The sequence below is a fragment of the Streptomyces barkulensis genome (genome assembly GCF_002843305.1).
Lineage (GTDB): Bacteria > Actinomycetota > Actinomycetes > Streptomycetales > Streptomycetaceae > Streptomyces > Streptomyces barkulensis.
The window spans coordinates 49,472-67,209 of the sequence record NZ_PGSG01000108.1 but is presented as its reverse complement, the minus strand read 5'-3'; the positions used below and the strand labels follow the sequence as shown (position 1 = coordinate 67,209).

Below are 17,738 nucleotides of genomic sequence, written 5' to 3'. Positions count from 1 at the left end.
GGTCGGTCGAAGCGCTTCGATGTTGCGCCGAGATTAAGTGCGAGGGTCATACCGCGCAAGGGTCACGGCGAAGAAACATCGAGGCACCGCAAGCGGCCCGAATACAGGCAGTTCACGGGCCCGGACGGCTGTATTCGGTTCAGCTCCTTGACACTCGCCCCGCCCTCACCCCAGCATCGAAGCGCTTCGAATCGTGTACCGCCACACCCCAGCGCACGCCACAGCACGCACCGCCGCGCGCACCGCCGCGCGGTGGCGGCCGCCCATCTTCCGGAGGGGACCTTCCGCACGTGAGCACCGAACAGCCGCCCTTCCGCGACCCGGCGCTGCCCGCCCGTGAGCGCGCCGCCGACCTGCTGGCGCGGCTCGCACCCGACGAGCGCGTCGCGATGCTGCACCAGTTCGCCCCGGCCGTGGAGCGTCTGGGCGTCGCGGCCTTCCGCACCGGCCAGGAGGCGCTGCACGGCGTGGCCTGGATGGGGCCGGCCACCGTCTTCCCCCAGGCCGTCGGGCTCGGGGCGACCTGGAACGACGAGTTGGTACGGCGGGTGGGCGATGCCGTCGGGCGGGAGGTGCGCGCGATGCGGGCCCGCGATCCGCGCGTCGGGCTGAACGTCTGGTCTCCCACGGTCAATCTGCTGCGCCATCCGCTGTGGGGCCGCAACGAGGAGGGGTACTCCGAGGACCCTCATCTGACCGCCGCGATCGCCACCGCCTACACCCGCGGCCTGCGCGGCGGCCACCCCACCCGATGGCGCACCGCCCCGGTGCTCAAGCACTGGCTGGCGCACAACAACGAGACCGACCGCGACACCTCCTCGGCCTCGGTGCGCCCGCGCGTGCTGCACGAGTACGAGCTGCCGGCCTTCCGCGGCCCCGTCGAGGCGGGCGCGGTGGCCGGGGTGATGCCCGCGTACAACCTGGTCAACGGCCGTCCCAACCACCTCTCGCCGCTGCTGGCCGAGCAGTTGCGCACCTGGTGCGACCACGACCTGGTGGTGTGCACGGACGCCGGCGCGCCCAGCAACCTGGCCGACTCCCAGGGCTACTTCGACACCCACGAGGAGGCCACCGCCGCCGCCCTGCGCGCCGGGGTGGACAGCTTCACCGACCACGGCGAGGACTCCTCGCCGATCACCTCCCGGGTGCGCGGCGCGCTGGAGCGCGGGCTGATCGGACAGGAACATGTGGACGCCGCGGTGCTGCGGCTGCTGGCGATGCGGTGCGCGCTGGGCGAGTTCGACCCCGAACCCCTCGACGAGGACGCCGCGTTCGACACCCCCGGGCACCGGGAGCTGGCGCGCGAGGCCGCCGAGCAGGCGATCGTCCTGCTGCGCAACGACGGTCTGCTGCCGCTGGCGGACGGGGTGCGGGTCGCGGTCGTCGGGCTGCTGGCCGACGAGTGCAAGCTCGACTGGTACAGCGGCGCGCTGCTGCGCCGCTCCACCCCCCTGGACGGTCTGCGGGAGCGGTTCGGCGCGGACCGTGTGGTGTACGCCGAGGGCGCCGACCGGGTGCGGCTGCGCTGCTCCGGCGGTCGGCTGGCCGTGCCCGGGGCCGGCCCCGGTGAGCGGGGGGCCGGCGACCCGGCGGCCGGGGGCGCGCTGGACCCGGCGCTGCTGCGCGGCCGCACCGATCTGCCGCCGCTGACGGTGAGCGCCGGTGCCGGTGAGGAGTTCGCGCTGGTGGACTGGGGCGACGGGGTGCTGACGCTGCGCGCGGGGTGCGGCCGCTATCTGTCGGTCGCCGACGACGGCTTCGTACGCGCCTCGGCCGAGCAGCCGGGCGGCTGGGTGGTCCAGGAGACCTTCGAGCTGGAGTCCCACGGCGGCGGACACCTCCTCAGGCACCGGGGGACGGGCCGGTACGTGGAAGTCGCCGCCGACGGCGTCCGGGTTGCCGCCGAGGGCGGGCCGGGCACGGTGTTCACCGTCGAGACCGTCCGGCGCGGCGAGGACGAGGTGCGCGCCGCCGCGCGGGAGGCCGACGTGGTGGTCGTCGTCGCGGGCAACGACCCGCACATCGGCGGGCGCGAGACCGAGGACCGCACCACCCTCGCCCTGCCGCCGCGGCAGGACCGGCTGTGGCGGGCGGCCCGCGACGCAAACCCGCGTACCGCCCTGGTGCTCACCTCGGCCTACCCGTACGCGGTCGGCGAGGCGGACGAGGCGCTGCCCGCGCTGCTGTGGACCGCCCACGGCGGGCAGGCGTCCGGGCAGGCCCTGGCCGCCGTGCTGGCCGGCGACGTCTCACCGGGCGGGCGGCTGCCGCAGACCTGGTACGCCGCCGACGCCGATCTGCCCGGTCTGCTGGACTACGACGTCATCGGCTCGCGCACCACCTACCTGTACTTCGACGGCGCACCGCTCTACCCGTTCGGCCACGGCCTGTCGTACACCTCCTTCGGCTACGGCGAGCCGGAGATCTCCTGCGACGGCCGGATGCTGACCGTCCGCTGCGCGGTGACCAACACCGGTGCGGTGGCGGGCGACGAGGTGGTCCAGCTCTACGTGCGCGCCGTCGAGGTGGCCGGACGCCGGCTGCCCCGTCCGCACCGCGCGCTGGCGGCCCACCGCCGGATCCGGCTGGACGCGGGCGCGTCGCGGGAGGTGGAGTTCACCGTCCCGGTCTCCCGGGCCCTGGGCCTGTGGGACGTGGCCCACGGCCGGTGGCGGGTGGCCCCGGGCTCCTACGCCGCCGACATCGGCGCCTCCAGTGCCGACATCCGCCGCAGCGCGGTCTTCCGCGTCGACGGCGGGCCCGGCGCCCCGCGTCCGGTGGGCGGTATCCGGGCCGCCGACTACGACGGGCAGAGCGGCACCGAGCTGGTGGATCTGAGCCGGGAGCGGGGTGACGCGGTCGCCCCGGCCGGCCCGGGGGCGGCCGAACTGGTCTTCCACGACTGCGACTTCGGCGCCGGGGCCGACACCGGTGCCGGCCCCGGTTCGGTGACGGTGGAGGCGGCGCGCGCCGAGCCCGGCGAGGCGGAGATCGTCCTGCGCCTGGACGGCGGCGGGGGCGGAGGCGGGGGCGGGGGCGGCGAGGAGGGTGAGGGCGGTGAGGGCCGCGTTCTGGCCCGCCTCACCGTCCCGTGCACCGGCGACCGCTACACGTACACCACCGTGCGGGCCCGCCTGGACGATCCGCCCTCGGGCGTGCGCGATCTGCGCGTCACCCTGCACGGCTCCCTCAGACTGGCCCGCCTGGGCTTCGACGGCCCCTCTTCCGCCGAAGCCACCTGACGACGGGCGGGCCCGCGCCGCGGTTCGGTCCTCCTTCCGGGGCCGGGCCGCGGCGAACCGGGCGAGGGGGCGGCGACTACAGGTCCAGGCCGGTGAGGACCATCACCCGCTCGTAGGTGTAGTCCTCCATGGCGAACAGCACGCCCTCGCGTCCGACGCCGGACTCCTTGGTGCCGCCGTAGGGCATCTGGTCGGCGCGGTAGGAGGGCACGTCGCCGATGACCACACCGCCGACCTCCAGGGCACGGTGGGCGCGGAAGGCCGCCCGCACATCGTGGGTGAACACCCCGGCCTGCAGGCCGTACCTGGAGTCGTTGACCGCGGCGAAGGCGGCCTCCTCGCCGTCGACCGAGGTCAGTGTGAGCACGGGGCCGAAGACCTCCTCGCACGAGACCGCGGTGTCGGCGGGCACGTCCGCGAGGACGGTGGGGGCGTAGGTGGCTCCGTCGCGCTTTCCGCCGGTCAGCAGCTTCGCACCGGCCGCGACCGCCTCGTCGACCCAGGACTCCACCCGCTTGGCGGCGTCCTCGCTGATCAGCGGGCCGACGTCGGTGGCGTCGTCGGACGGGTCGCCGGTGGCCAGCGCCTCGACGGCCTCGACCACCCGGGGCACCAGCCGGTCGTGGACCGAGGCGTCGGCGATGACGCGCTGGACGGAGATGCAGGACTGGCCGCCCTGGTAGTTGGAGAAGGTCGCGATGCGCTGCGCGGCCCAGTCCAGGTCGGCGTCGGAGGAGTAGTCGGCCAGCACGACGGCCGCGCCGTTCCCGCCCAGCTCCAGGGTGACGCGCTTGCGGGGCACGGTGTCCAGGATGGACCAGCCCACGGGGCCGGAGCCGGTGAAGGAGATGACCGGCAGGCGCTCGTCGGCCACCAGGGACGGCATGCGGTCGTTGGGGACGGGAAGCACCGACCAGGAGCCGGCCGGCAGGTCCGTCTCGGCCAGCAGCTCACCGATGAGCAGCCCGGACAGCGGGGTGGCCGGGGCGGGCTTGAGGATGATCGGCGTGCCGACCGCGATGGCCGGGGCGACCTTGTGGGCGCACAGGTTGAGGGGGAAGTTGAACGGTGCGATGCCCAGCACCGGTCCGCGCGGGAAGCGCCGGGTCAGGGCGAGACGGCCGGTCCCGCCCGCGTCGGTGTCCAGCCGCTGCGCGGTGCCGCCGTTGAAGCGGCGGGCCTCCTCGGCGGCCCAGCGGAAGACCGACACGCAGCGGCCGACCTCACCGCGGGCCCACTTCATGGGCTTTCCGTTCTCGGCGGAGATCAGCTTCGCGATCTCCTCGGTACGCTCGGCCAGCCGCCGGTGGACGTGGTCCAGGGCGGCGGCGCGCACATGCGCGGGGGTGGCCGCGAACTCGGCGGCCACCTCGGCCGCGGCGGCCACGGCCTGCTCGACCTGGGCCTCGGTGGGGACGCTGACGGTGCCGACGGTCCGGCCGTCCCAGGGCGAGGTGACCTCGAAGGTCTCGTCGCCGGTCGCCTCGCGGCCGGCGAGCCAGAACGCGTGTGGGGAAGTCGCTGTGGTCACTGCGTATCCCGGCCCTTCCGAAGTGGTGGAGCGGTGGAGGTGGTGGTCGGGGCCCGGCTGCTGCGCGGCCGGCTCCTGGCACCACCGTAGGGGCCGGGGCCGTACGGGACTCTTGTCCGGCACGTATCACTCGGGTTGTTCCGCGCACCTCTTTGTCGGAAAGGGCCCGGTTGCCCGCCCGCTGTTTTGCCGCGACCATGACACGGCACGGAACGCACCACCCCCACCCGTCGAACTGGACACCCCAGGAGACGCGATGCGTAGACGTCCTCACGGGCGGCGGACCCTCACCGCCGCCCTCCTCCTCACCCTCGCACTGGCCGTTCCGCTCGGGGCACAGGCCACCGCCGCTCCTCCCGACGACGGCCGGCGGGCCACCCCCGCCGGCGAGCGGCAGTACGAGATCGCCGGGATCACCGGCGCCGAACAGCGCACGGCCATCGCCCGTACGGGTACGGCCATCGACGCGGTGCGCGAACACTCGGTGGTGGTCACCGCCGACGCCGCGCAGGCCGAGAAGCTGCGGAAGGCCGGCCACCGCCTCACCGCCCTGCCCGCTCCCCCGCAGCGGGGCGCCGAAAGCGACGGGGCGGACACCCTCGACTACCCGCCCAGTGACTCCGGCTACCACAACTACGCCGAGACCATGGCGGCCATCGACGGATATGTGCGGGAGTACCCGGACATCATGGCCAAGAAGGTCATCGGCAAGACCTACCAGGGCCGCGACATCGTCGCCGTCAAGATCAGCGACAACGTCTCCGCCGACGAGAGCGAGCCGGAGGTGCTGTTCACCCACCACCTGCACGCCCGCGAGCACCTCACCGTGGAGATGGCGCTGTACGTGATCCGCGAGTTCGGCGAGCGATACGGCGGCGACTCCCGCATCACCCGCATGGTCGACAGCCGCGAGCTGTGGGTGATCGCCGACGTCAACCCCGACGGCGGCGAGTACGACATCGCCTCGGGCAGCTACCGCAGCTGGCGCAAGAACCGCCAGCCCAACTCCGGCTCCTGGTACGTCGGCACCGACCTCAACCGCAACTGGTACTACAAGTGGGGCTGCTGCGGCGGCTCCTCCTCCAGCCCCTACAGCGCCACCTACCGCGGCCCGTCCGCCGGGTCCGCGCCGGAGGTGCGGGTGGTCGCCGACTTCGTCCGCGGCCGCGTGGTCGGCGGAGAGCAGCAGATCAAGGCGCACATCGACTTCCACACCTACAGCGAACTGGTGCTGTGGCCCTACGGCTACACCTACAGCGACACCGCACCGGGGCTCACCCAGGACGACCGGAACGCCTTCGCCGCCGTCGGCAGGGCGATGGCCGCGTCCAACGGCTACACCCCCCAGCAGTCCAGCGACCTCTACATCACCGACGGAACGATCAACGACTGGCTGTGGGCCGAGCACCGCATCTTCAGCTACACCTTCGAGATGTACCCCGGCCCGAACGGGCGGGACGGCTTCTACCCGCCCGACGAGGTGATCGAGCGGGAGACCAGCCGCAACGAGGACGCCGTCCTGCTGCTGATGGAGAACGCCGACTGCATGTACCGCTCGATCGGCAAGGAGCAGCAGTACTGCTCCTGACGCCCTGACGGTGTCCTGACAGTGCCCTGACCGGGTCCTGGCCGCGCCCGGGCCTCCCGGGTCCGGCCGTCCCGGATCCGGCCCCCAGGTCCGGCCCCCGGGCCCCGGTCCCTCCGGATCTCAGCCCTTGCGGGTCCGCCCCTGGTCCCTTTGGACCAAGGGCACGGTCGCCGTCGCCTTGAGCGCCAGCCACAGCTCCATCCGCACGTCCGGATCGTCCAGCGACCGGCCGAGGATCTCCTCGACCCGCCGCATCCGGTAGCGGAGGGTGTGCCGGTGGACGCCGAGGTCGGCGGCGGCCGCGTCCCACTGCCCGTGCCGGGAGAGCCAGGCGTGCAGCGAGGCGACCAGATCGCCGCGGCCGTGCGCGTCGTGTTCGTACAGCGCGCGCAGCATCCCGTCGGCGAAGGCGCGCACCGCCTCGTCGGCCAGCAGCGGGAGGACCGAGCCGGAGGCCACGTCCTCGTGCTCGACCAGCGACCGGCCGCGGCGGCGGGCGACGGACAGCGCCTGCCCGGCCTGTTTGAACGCCGCGGCCACGGAGGCGAGTCCGGCGGGCGCCGAGACGCCGACGACCACCCCGTGTTCCGTGCCGGCGCCCACCGGGACGCCCCCGGCCGCCGTCTCGGTCCGGCTCGCGAAGTCCGCGCAGGCCGCCGCGGCGGCGCCGCCGTCCGCCACCAGTGCCACCAGCCGCCGGTCGTGCCGGACCAACAGGACGGACTCCCCCGCCCGGGCGGCGGCCGACTCGGTCTTCTCCGCGAGCGCCTCCACCCCGGCGGGCAGGGCGCCCTCCGCCTCGCCCGCCTCCTCGGGAGGACCGCCCGCGGCCCCGCCCGCACCGGGCTCCCGGACGCCCGCAGCCTTGCCCCGTGCCGACGCGCCCTCGGCCACGACCACCCGCAGCGGCTCGTCCAGCAGTGTGCCGTAGAGCGAACCGGCCACTGCCCGGGCGTGGTCGGCCTCCCCGGCCAGCAGCATCCGCAGCACCGCCGCACCCAGTCGCTGCTCGGCCTCCAGCAGGGCCCGGGACCGCTCGGTGGTCAGCGTCAGCAGCGCCACGGCGGAGTTGACGGCGTAGCGCTCGGCGGTGCCCGGCGGGGCGCCGGTGCCGACCGCGAGCACGGCCCTGACCCGGCGCCCGGAACCGATCGACTGCAGCTCCACCCGGTCGCCCGCCCGGCCGCCGGTCCCGCTCACCACGGCGCTCGCGGTGGCGGAGCGGTCGCGCAGCCGCCGCACCTCGTCGGTCAGCTCGGCGGCGCGGCGGGAGGCCCAGGACGGAGCGGCGGCGACCAGCGCTCCGGAGACGTCGTAGAGCGCTGCCCAGCCGTCCACATGGGCCGCCAGCTTCGCCAGCAGACCGGATGTGCCGCGCGCGGAGAGCACGGCGCGGGTCATCTCCCGCTGGGCCTCGAACCCGGCCTTGACCGCGCGGTACTGCTCGGCCGCGCCTGCCGCCGAGACCGCCTTGACGATGGCCAGGAACGGGGTGCGCCGGGGCACTTCCAGCAGCGGGAAACCGGCCTCGCGGGCGGCGTCCAGCAGTGCCGGGGGCACCGTGTCGTAGGCGACCCCGGCCGCGAAGCCCAGCCCGACCACACCGGCGGCGTCCAGCCGGGCGACGTAGCGGCGCATCGCCCCCGCGTCCTCGACGTCGAGCTTCATCGCCGTGACCAGCAGCAGCTCCCCGCCGTCCAGATACGGCACCGGGTCGGCCAGCTCGCTGACGTGCGCCCAGCGCACCGGGGCGTCCAGCCGCCCCTCGCCCGCGAGGACGGCGAGCTTGAGGGAGGAGTTCTGGACCAGCGAGGCAAGGGTGATCGGCATGGCTGATCTGGGGCCCTTTCCGGCGTTCGACCGCCGGCCGGCGGCCCGGCGGGCGGGAGAGGAGGGCGGCGGGTTTTGTCCGTGCGGTAGCAAGGATACGGCCGCACCACTACTGACCGTACAGCCGTACGTGCCGTCGTACGCCCGCTCCGGGCCGTACGCTCCGGGCCGCCCGCGCGCCCCGGCTACTCCCCGAGCCGGGCCAGGACCGGCGGGCTCGCCTCGCCCCGGACGGTGGTCAGCGACACCACCGCGTGGCCCGGCGGCACCTTGTGCGCGAGGTCGGAGGCGGACCAGCGCTCGCGCTGAACCGTGCGCACGGTGACCGAGCGGGTGGTCGCCCGCACCCCCGTGAACAGGGCCCGGATCCCGCGCAGGGCACGCCGGAGCGCGCCTCCGGAGAAGTCGGGGTTGTGGGTGACGTCCTCGGTCTTCACCCACTCCCGCCCCCACGCCTGCGCGAACACCTCGCCGTCCCAGGTGCTCACCCCCGACAGCACCACCCGGCAGCCGACCGCCCCCACCGCCGCCGCACGCAGCGGCTCGGGCACCTCGTCCAGGCTGCGCAGCGCCAGCACCACCCCCGCATTGGCGGTCCGCAGCCGCTGGACGGCGCGTACGGAGGCGGGGGTGAGGGTGTGCGCGGCGTCGTCGAGCACCAGGCAGGCGAACAGGGAGCGTTCGTCGCGGTCGCGGGCACAGGCGGTGAACTGGGCGAGCAGCAGCCGGGCCAGCAGCCGGGACGCCTCCGCGTGGCCGCGCTCGGGCAGGTCGATCCGCACCCGCAGCGGGTGCGCCAGGTCGCGCATGGCGAAGGGGCGGGTGGCCCCGCTCGTGCGGCCCCTGCCGCCGGTGCCGCCGATGCCGCCGGTGCCGAAGAACCCGGCGAACGCGGGCCGGTCCAGCAGCGCGATCCGGTCAGCGAGCAGCGGTCCCGGATCGCCGGGCCGCTCCGACTGGCGCTCGCGGGCGTCCAGTTCGCGCAGGGCGGCGCCGTCCCCGGCGGCCTCGCACGCCTGGCGCAGTGCGGCGAGCGCGACGGGCACCCCGTCGAGCAGCTCGCGCAGTTCCGGCACGGACGGGAAGCGGCCGTGGGCGGCCCGGTGGGGGCCGATGAGCTGGGCGAGGGCGGTGGCGGCGCGGCGGGTGTCGGCCTCACCGCCGAAGCCGCCCGCACCACCGGGGCCCACCGGGCCGCCGGGCGCGTCCCCGACCAGCGCCTCGGCCAGGACGGCGGCGGCCTCGTCCGGGTCGTCGGTGCCGCCGTAGAGGTCGAGGTCGTGGGCGGACCCGGGGTCGCCGAGCCGGATCACCACGTCGTAGGCCTCGTCGGGGCCGAGCCCGGCACCCGCCGTGCCCACGGCGACCACGGCGGCCCGCCCGGTGAGGGCCTGGAGGGCCAGGGACTCCACCACCGGCCGCACCACCCGGCTGGTCTTGCCCGCCGCCGACGGCCCCACCACCAGCATCGAGGTGCTCAGCAGCGCGGGCTCCAGTGCGAGGCGGGCGCCCCGGTAGGCGTACGGGTTGCGCTCCTCGTCGGGCGCGGCGCCCAGCCGCACCTGCCCGGTCAGCAGGTCGTGCCGGGCCGCCCGGACGGGCAGGTCGCGGTCGCCGGAGGGGTGGGCGAAGGCGGCGGCTCCCCGGTCGAGCACGGCCTCGGTGAAGGCGGGCAGTTGTTCGTACCGCGCCCGTACCGCCTGCCAGGCGCGGTCGATCCGGACGTAGTCGACGTCGTTCATCCCGCCGCCGTGGATCTCGGCCGTCAGCCGGTCGGCGGCGGCGTGCTCGCCCACCGCCCGCAGCTGGGGCCACAGCGCCGGATCGGCGGGCCCGCCGGGGGGCGCGGCCGCCGGGCCGGCCGGCCGGTCGGCTCCTCCCCCGGTCCCCTCCGGCCCGCCCTGCCCGCCCTGCCCGCCCTGCCCGCCCTGCCCGCGCAGCCGCGGGCGCACGTAGCGCCGCCAGATCTCGCCGCCCCGGGCCATCCAGACGACGGCCGAGAAGAAGACGATGGTGAACAGGTACTCGTAGATCTTCGCCGCCCGGACGAACGCCTCGTGGTCCCCGCCCAGCTCACGCCAGGAGTCGGGCGTGAACCACTCCAGCGGCTTCACCCAGAAGTCGATGTAGCCGTTCCAGCACAACGACCACACCAGCAGCCCGCAGAGCATCACCAGTGCCGCCCCGCCCAGCAGTTGCCGGTCGCCCAGCCGGTCGGGGTCCTCCGGTGGCCTGGGCCGGTGCCCGTACCGCCAGATGCCGGGGTCCGCCTCGGGGCGCGGGGCGCGCAGCCACTCGCCCAGGGACGGCCCGGCCGAGGGCGCCTGCCGCGGCATCGGGGGCGCGGGCGGGGTCAGCGGCATCGCCGGCAGGTCCCCCCGCCCGCCGCGCACCCCGCGCGGGTCCCCCGGATCTCCTGCCCCCCATGCCCCGTGCGTCCCGCCGTTCACCATGCCCCGCCCAGCTCCTCGTCCGGCACGCCCTCGCCCGTCCACCGTCCCAATCTAGCCTCCGGCAAACGCGGTTGACCGCCGTACACAACCGGCCATGTCCACCGCGGCCAACACGACACGGACACTTCTCCGCGGCGGTGCATGTCGACGCACCCTCCCCAGCCCTAGCCTGCGAGAAACCACACCCATGAACACCCCTTCGCACCGATGAGCCCGAGGAGTCCGTTATGAGCGAAATGCCCAAAGGTTCCGCCCTCCCCCAGGAGCGCCGCGTCGTCACCGCGATCCCCGGACCGAAGTCACAGGAGCTGGCGGCCCGCAAGCAGGCGGCCGTGGCGGCGGGCGTGGGGGCGGTCATGCCCGTGTTCGCCGCCCGCGCCGGGGGCGGCGTCCTGGAGGACGTCGACGGCAACTCCTTCATCGACCTGGGCTCCGGCATCGCCGTGACCTCGGTCGGCAACAGCGCCGAGGCCGTGGTGCGCCGCGCCGCCGCCCAGTTGGAGCTGTTCACGCACACCTGTGTGATGGTGACCCCCTACGAGGGCTACGTGGAGGTCTGCGAGGAGCTGGCGAGGCTCACCCCCGGCGACCACGCCAAGCGGTCGGCGCTGTTCAACTCCGGTGCCGAGGCGGTCGAGAACGCCGTGAAGATCGCCCGCTCGTACACTGGGCGCCAGGCCGTCGTCGTCTTCGACCACGGCTACCACGGCCGCACCAACCTCACCATGGCGCTGACCGCGAAGAACATGCCCTACAAGCAGGGCTTCGGACCGTTCGCGCCCGAGGTCTACCGGGTGCCGGTCGCCTATCCCTTCCGCTGGCCCACCGGCCCGGACAACTGCGCCGAGGAGGCCGCGGCCCAGGCGATCGACCAGATCTCCAAGCAGGTCGGGGCGCGGAACGTGGCCGCGATCGTCATCGAGCCGCTGCTGGGCGAGGGCGGGTTCATCGAGCCCGCCAGGGGCTTCCTGCCGCGCATCGCCGAGTTCGCCCGCGACAACGGCATCGTCTTCGTCGCGGACGAGATCCAGTCCGGCTTCTGCCGCACCGGCCAGTGGTTCGCCTGTGAGGACGAGGGGATCGTCCCGGACCTGATCACCACCGCCAAGGGCATCGCCGGCGGTCTGCCGCTGGCCGCCGTCACCGGCCGCGCCGAGATCATGGACGCCGTGCACTCCGGCGGCCTCGGCGGCACCTACGGCGGCAACCCGGTGGCCTGCGCCGCCGCGCTGGGCGCGATCGAGACGATGCGCGAGCTGGACCTGAACGCGAAGGCCCGCCGCATCGAGGAGATCATGAAGCCCCGGCTGGAGAAGATGGCCCAGCAGCACGGCGTGATCGGCGAGGTCCGCGGCCGGGGCGCGATGATCGCCGTCGAGCTGGTCAGGCCCGGCACCAAGGACCCCGACCCCGAGGCCACCGCCGCCGTGGCCAGGCACTGCCACCAGGCGGGCGTGCTGGTGCTGACCACCGGCACCTACGGCAACGTGGTCCGCTTCCTGCCCCCGCTGGTCATCGGGGAGGATCTGCTGAACGAGGGTCTGGACGTCGTCGAGGAGGCCCTGGCGAGCCTGGGGTGACACCCGGGATGATCCCGGAATGGGGAGCTGCGTGAAGAATGTGTGCGGGGGCAATGGCCTTGCGGTGACACGCCTGTCCGCCGCCCACCACCTGCCGTACGGTCTTCCTCGGAAGAACGCGGTGTCCCGTACGCGGGCCTCCGCGGACGGTACCGAGCCGGTGATTCCCCTCATCCGGCCCGGCTGTGCCCTCGCGCACACTCCTCACCGATCGGACGGCCGCCCGCCCCACACCCCCCGGGGCGAGCGGTGACCGGTCGCCACGGCGGCCCCGGAACCCTCCCCCCTGTTCCGGGGCCGCCGTTCCGCGTTCCCCGGCCGCTCCCGCTCCCGGCCGTGCTCCTGGCGGTGCTTTCGGCGGTGGCCCTCCCCCTGCTGCTCCTCGCCGCGGTCACCTGGCAGGTGACCGCCGACGGGCCGCTGGCGGAGGAGGACGAGCGCCTGGCGCGCCGGATGCGCGAGGACGCCCCGCCGACCGCTCTCGCCGAGTCCCTCGCCGACCTGGGCAATGTCGAGGTCGCGCTGCCCGTCCTGGCCGCGGCGATGGCGTACGTGTGGGCGCGCGGTGGCCGGCGCCGCCCGCCGCCGGCGGTCCTGGCGGCCGCCGCGGCGATGGCCGCCGTACCCGCTCTGGTGGCGCCGCTGAAGGCGCTGACCGGCCGGCCCGGCCCGCTCGGCGGCACCGGCTACTTCCCCTCCGGCCACGCGGCGACGGCCGTGGTCGCCTACGGCGCCGCCGCGCTGCTGGTGCTGTCCCGCGGCCGCGCGCGGCCGCGATGGGGCCGGTGGGTCCGGTGGGGCCGGTGGGCGCTGCCGACGGCGGCCGCGCTGGTGTGCGCCGCCGTGGGCGCGGGGCTGGTGTGGCGGGGATACCACTGGCCGCTTGACGTGCTGGGCAGCTGGTGTCTGGGCGTGCCGCTGCTGGCCGGCGTCCTCGCCGCCTCCGGCGGGCCCGCGCGCCCCGGGCCCGGGAACCGCCCGCGCCCACCGGGCGGCTCCTAGACCTCCCCGGCGGGCGGGCCGTACCCGCCGAAGGCGGGCGCCCGGTCCACCACCTGGGTGTGGTTGGTGTCCTCGTGCCACTCCTCCTCCGCCGGTTCGAACCGGTCGATGTTGAGGAGGAACCAGGCGCCCAGCGCAAGGATCGCGGCCGAGATCACGAAGGAGACCACCCCGAGGACGAGCCCGGCCGTCGCCTGGCCGCTGCCGTACGCCCGGCCCCGCTTGACCCTGCGGCGCGCCGCGATGCCCAGGCCGATGGCGACGGGCCCGGTGACGACGGCCAGGACCACGCCGTAGAAGGTCGTCACCAGCACCATGCTGACGATGCCGAGGACCATCGCCGCGGTGCAGATGCCGCTGGTCTGCGGGGGCGGCGGGGGCGGCACCCAGGCGGGCACCGGGCCCGCCTGCCCGTACCCGTGGCCGGGCTGGGGCGCGGCCCCCGGCCACGGGCCGCCGCCGTACGTGTATCCCTGTCCGGGCCACTGCCCGTACCCCTGCCCGTACCCCTGCCCGGGCGGCTGCTGCGGCTGTCCGGCCGGCGGCACGAACGCCGTCACGGTCGGCCGGTCGGACGGCGGCGCACCGGCCTGCTGCCCGCCGGCCTTGCCGAGCGGTACGCCCTCCCCCGGGCCCGGGTTCTCCGGCATGTCCCCTCCTCGTCGAGTGTCGGGCCATCGTAGGCGTGTGTGCGCCGCGCCCGGCTCCCGCCTACCATGGCCGCGCTCTCGTCCACCTGGAGGAATCTTGCCCAGCTCCGGCAGCGGCGGTCTGTCCGCGTTCATCTCAGGCCTTCCCAAGGCCGAACTCCACGTCCACCACGTCGGATCGGCCTCCCCCCGCATCGTGGCCGAGCTGGCCGCCCGGCACCCGAACTCCGCGGTCCCGGCCGACGAGGACGCGCTCGCGGAGTTCTTCACCTTCAGTGACTTCGCCCACTTCATCGAGGTCTACCTGTCCGTGGTGGACCTCGTCCGCGACGCCGAGGACGTCCGGCTGCTGACCTACGAGGTCGCCCGGGACATGTCCCGCCAGAACATCCGCTACGCCGAGCTGACCGTCACCCCCTACAGCTCGACGCGGCGCGGCATACCCGAGCGCGCCTTCATGGAGGCCATCGAGGACGCTCGCCGGGCCGCGGCCGCCGAGCTGGGCGTCACCCTGCGGTGGTGCTTCGACATCCCCGGCGAGGCGGGTCTGGAGGCGGCCGAGGAGACCACCCGGCTGGCCTGCGAGCTGCGCCCCGAGGGCCTGGTCTCCTTCGGGCTGGGCGGTCCGGAGGTGGGGGTGCCGCGCCCGCAGTTCAAGCCGTACTTCGACCGCGCGATCGCCGAGGGGCTGCACAGCGTCCCGCACGCGGGCGAGACCACCGGGCCGCGGACCGTCTGGGACGCCCTGGACTCCCTGCGCGCCGAGCGCATCGGGCACGGCACCAGTTCCGTGCGCGACCCGGAGCTGCTGGCGTACCTGGCCGAGCACCGTATCCCGCTGGAGGTCTGCCCGACCTCCAACATCGCCACCCGCGCCGTGGCCTCGCTGGACGAGCACCCGATCGCCGAGATGGTCAAGGCGGGGGTTCTGGTCACCGTCAACAGCGACGACCCCCCGATGTTCGGCACCGACCTGTGCACCGAGTACGAGATCGCCGCCCGGCTGCTGGGGCTGGACGCGGCCGGGGTGGCGGAGCTGGCGAAGAACGCCGTGACGGCCTCGTTCGCGCCCGCGTGGGTCAAGTCGTCCCTGTCCGCCGAGATCGACGCCTACCTGGCCTCCTGGCGGGGCTGACCGCCGCCCGGCCCGGACGGGCCCGGCGGCTGCTTCCGGCCGCCGGGCCCCGGTGTCTCAGCCGATCGGCTCGCGCACCTCGTCGCGGATGGCGCCGACCCGCTCGGCGAAGGCGTCGAGGTCCACGTCCCCGGGGTCCGTGCCGGCGGTGTCGACACTGTTGTCCATGACGCTGCCCACCGTGCCGCGGTCGCCCCAGGCACAGACCGGAACGGTGGTCCGCGTACCGCTCTCGGCCTTGACCAGCACCTCGCACACCAGCGGCTCGTCCGAACCGGCCGGGGTGATCTCCCGGCGCGGCACGGCGAGCTCGCTGGAGGGGTTGTCCTCCATCCCGTCGAGCAGACCGTTCCTCGACCGCTCGGGACTGCCGATTTCCCCGTGGTAGCCCATGAACACCAGCCGATCGCCGCCGGAGGCGGCGTGGTAGCGCCCGCCCACCACCGTCAGGTCCGGGTCGGAGACAGCGGGCCGGAAGGTGTCGCCGAGGTCCTCGGTCAGGGGCAGCCGGCCGCCCTCGACCGCGTCGGGCAGTGTGAGGGTGTACTCGGGCGGCGGACCGGCGCGGAGGGACGGCGCGTTCCAGCCCTGGACCTCGGCGAACGCCCGGAACAGCATGAACGCCCCGATCAGCGCGGCGGCGACGATGCCGATCACCTTGCCCGCGCTGCCCCGCCGCGGCGGCGGCCCCACCGGAGGCGGCCCGTACGGCCCGGGGTGCCCGTACGGGCCCGGCTGCCCGCCGTGGGGCCCGGACTGCCATCCGTACGGCGCGGGCGGCGGCGGTGGCGGTGGTCCGGGCGGAACCGGCGGTCCGGCGTACGGCTGCGGCTGCGGGGGCGTGGTCACGTTCTCGGGTGCTCTCCGGTCTGCATGGCCTGCGTGGTCTGCGCGCCGTCCGTCGTCGTGCCGGACCGCGTCCGTGCGCACGGAGGCCGCGCCGCACGGCCGTGCCGTGCCCGCTCCCCCGTTCGGTCGCCCCACGTTACCAGCCGGCTACGCGCTCCCTTCGTGCGGACGAACGCCCGGCCCCCATGCCCGGGAGGGGCGTGGGGGCCGGGTGGTGTGGCGTCCCGCCGGGCGCGCGGGCGCCTCAGAGCGCCGTCATCACGTGCTTGACGCGGGTGTAGTCCTCCAGGCCGTACGCGGAGAGGTCCTTGCCGTAGCCGGACTTCTTGAAGCCGCCGTGCGGCATCTCGGCGACCAGCGGGATGTGGGTGTTGATCCACACACAGCCGAAGTCCAGCGCCCTGGACATCCGCATCGCGCGGGCGTGGTCCTTGGTCCACACCGAGGAGGCCAGGGCGTACTCGACATCGTTGGCGTGGCGCACGGCCTCGGCCTCGTCGGTGAACTTCTGGACGGTGATGACCGGGCCGAATACCTCGTTCTGGACGATCTCGTCGTCCTGCCGCAGGCCGGAGACCACCGTCGGGGCGAAGAAGTAGCCCTTGTCGCCGACGCGGTGGCCGCCGGTCTCGACCTTGGCGTGGTCGGGCAGGCGCTCGACGAAGCCGGTGACCTTCTCCAGGTGGGTGGGGTTGTTCAGCGGCCCGTAGAAGCAGTCCTCGTCCTCGATGTCGCCGGTCCTCACCTCGGCGGCGGCCTTGGTGAGGGCCGCGACGAACTCGTCGTGGACCGACTCGTGGACCAGTACGCGGGTGGCCGCGGTGCAGTCCTGCCCGGCGTTGAAGAAACCGCCGTCGCGGATGCCCTCGACCGCGGCCGGGATGTCGGCGTCCTCGAAGACCACGCAGGGGGCCTTGCCGCCCAGCTCCAGGTGGACCCGCTTGACGTCCTTGGCCGCGCTGCCGGCGACCTCCATGCCCGCGCGGACCGAGCCGGTGATGGAGGCCATCGCCGGGACGCGGTGCTCGACCATCAGCCGGCCGGTGTCGCGGTCGCCGCAGACGACGTTGAAGATCCCCGCGGGCAGGTCCAGCTCCTTCAGCACCCCGCCGATGATCTCGGCGAGCAGGACCGTGGAGGCCGGGGTGGTGTCCGAGGGCTTGAGGACGACGGTGTTGCCCGCGGCCAGCGCCGGGGCGAACTTCCACACGGCCATCATCATCGGGTAGTTCCACGGCGCGACCTGGGCGCAGACGCCGACCGGCTCGCGCCGCACGAAGGAGGTCATGCCCTCCATGTACTCGCCGGCGGACTTGCCCTCCAGCATGCGGGCGGCGCCGGCGAAGAAGCGGATCTGGTCGAGCATCATCGGCAGTTCCTCCTGCCGGGTCAGCTCCAGCGGCTTGCCGGTGTTCTCGCACTCGGCCGCCAGCAGTTCGTCGGCGCGCCGCTCGATCGCGTCGGCGATCTTGAGTACGGCGGTCTGGCGGGTGCCGGGGGTGGCGTCGCGCCAGGCCGGGAAGGCGGCCTCCGCGGCGGCCATGGCCGCGTCGACGTCGGCGGCGGCGGACAGCGGCGCCGTCGCGTACACCTCGCCGGTCGCCGGGTTGACGACCTCGGTGGTGCGCCCGTCGGCGGCGTCCCGGAACTCCCCGTCGATGTAGTTGCGCAGCCGACGCAGTTCGGTACCCATCTTCGCGCGCTCCTGCTCTGTTGTCCGATGAGTGGGACACCCACCCTAACCATCGAAGAACGTGTTGGACACACCCACCAGGCCGGGATTTCTTCCGCTCCGAACACCCGAATGGCGGAAATACTGGGGGAGGGCTCCCCGAAGGACCATTCGGTGGAAACTGGGCGGCTCCCGCGCCCGCCACC

The 17,738-nt window shown here is 74.5% G+C and carries 11 protein-coding genes; 5 read left to right on the top strand and 6 right to left on the bottom strand.

The annotated features are described in order from the left end of the window. Window positions 1–290 precede the first annotated feature (290 nt). Window positions 291–3,242, top strand: coding sequence for a glycoside hydrolase family 3 C-terminal domain-containing protein (locus CUT83_RS24250; protein WP_101257962.1), 2,952 nt, complete (start codon window positions 291–293; stop codon window positions 3,240–3,242). A gap of 76 nt (window positions 3,243–3,318) precedes the next feature. Here CUT83_RS24250 and CUT83_RS24245 read toward each other — a convergent pair whose 3' ends face one another. Further along, the gene (locus tag CUT83_RS24245; RefSeq protein ID WP_101257961.1) at window positions 3,319–4,773 is read right to left on the bottom strand and encodes an aldehyde dehydrogenase family protein; all 1,455 of its coding nucleotides are present in this window, start codon (window positions 4,771–4,773) and stop codon (window positions 3,319–3,321) included. Window positions 4,774–5,029: 256 nt separating this feature from the next. Here CUT83_RS24245 and CUT83_RS24240 point away from each other — a divergent pair, with 256 nt between their 5' ends. Continuing rightward, entirely contained in the window at window positions 5,030–6,361 is a 1,332-nt protein-coding gene (locus CUT83_RS24240; RefSeq protein ID WP_101257960.1) for a M14 family metallopeptidase, read from the top strand. Window positions 6,362–6,481: 120 nt separating this feature from the next. Here the strand turns inward: CUT83_RS24240 and CUT83_RS24235 are convergent, their stop codons facing one another. Continuing rightward, window positions 6,482–8,191 carry a PucR family transcriptional regulator gene (locus tag CUT83_RS24235; protein ID WP_101257959.1) on the bottom strand — a complete coding sequence of 570 codons (1,710 nt, stop codon included), beginning with the start codon at window positions 8,189–8,191 and terminating at the stop codon, window positions 6,482–6,484. A gap of 185 nt (window positions 8,192–8,376) precedes the next feature. After that, window positions 8,377–10,554 (bottom strand): ATP-binding protein, encoded by a 2,178-nt coding sequence (locus CUT83_RS24230; RefSeq protein ID WP_240958357.1) that lies wholly within the window; start codon window positions 10,552–10,554, stop codon window positions 8,377–8,379. Window positions 10,555–10,880: 326 nt separating this feature from the next. Between CUT83_RS24230 and gabT the strand changes: the two genes are divergently transcribed. Continuing rightward, complete coding sequence (gabT, locus tag CUT83_RS24225) at window positions 10,881–12,224, top strand: 4-aminobutyrate--2-oxoglutarate transaminase (protein WP_420882488.1); 1,344 nt, start codon at window positions 10,881–10,883, stop codon at window positions 12,222–12,224. Window positions 12,225–12,560: 336 nt separating this feature from the next. Further along, on the top strand, window positions 12,561–13,226 hold the full coding sequence (locus CUT83_RS24220) for a phosphatase PAP2 family protein (protein ID WP_338154116.1): 666 nt from the start codon (window positions 12,561–12,563) through the stop codon (window positions 13,224–13,226). Here the strand turns inward: CUT83_RS24220 and CUT83_RS24215 are convergent. After that, complete coding sequence (locus tag CUT83_RS24215; RefSeq protein WP_101257956.1) at window positions 13,223–13,876, bottom strand: DUF4190 domain-containing protein; 654 nt, start codon at window positions 13,874–13,876, stop codon at window positions 13,223–13,225. The genes CUT83_RS24220 and CUT83_RS24215 overlap by 4 nt on opposite strands. Window positions 13,877–13,973: 97 nt before the next feature. On the opposite strand from CUT83_RS24215, the gene CUT83_RS24210 reads away from it, so the two are divergent. Next, window positions 13,974–15,011 (top strand): adenosine deaminase, encoded by a 1,038-nt coding sequence (locus tag CUT83_RS24210; protein WP_240958355.1) that lies wholly within the window; start codon window positions 13,974–13,976, stop codon window positions 15,009–15,011. Window positions 15,012–15,068: 57 nt separating this feature from the next. Here the strand turns inward: CUT83_RS24210 and CUT83_RS24205 are convergent, their stop codons facing one another. Continuing rightward, window positions 15,069–15,668: a hypothetical protein gene (locus tag CUT83_RS24205; RefSeq protein WP_143688615.1), complete on the bottom strand. Its 600-nt coding sequence runs from the start codon at window positions 15,666–15,668 to the stop codon at window positions 15,069–15,071. A 436-nt stretch (window positions 15,669–16,104) separates the two neighbouring features. Then, window positions 16,105–17,553, bottom strand: a complete 1,449-nt coding sequence (locus CUT83_RS24195; RefSeq protein ID WP_101257953.1) for a gamma-aminobutyraldehyde dehydrogenase — start codon at window positions 17,551–17,553, stop codon at window positions 16,105–16,107. Between the last annotated feature and the right edge of the window lie 185 nt (window positions 17,554–17,738).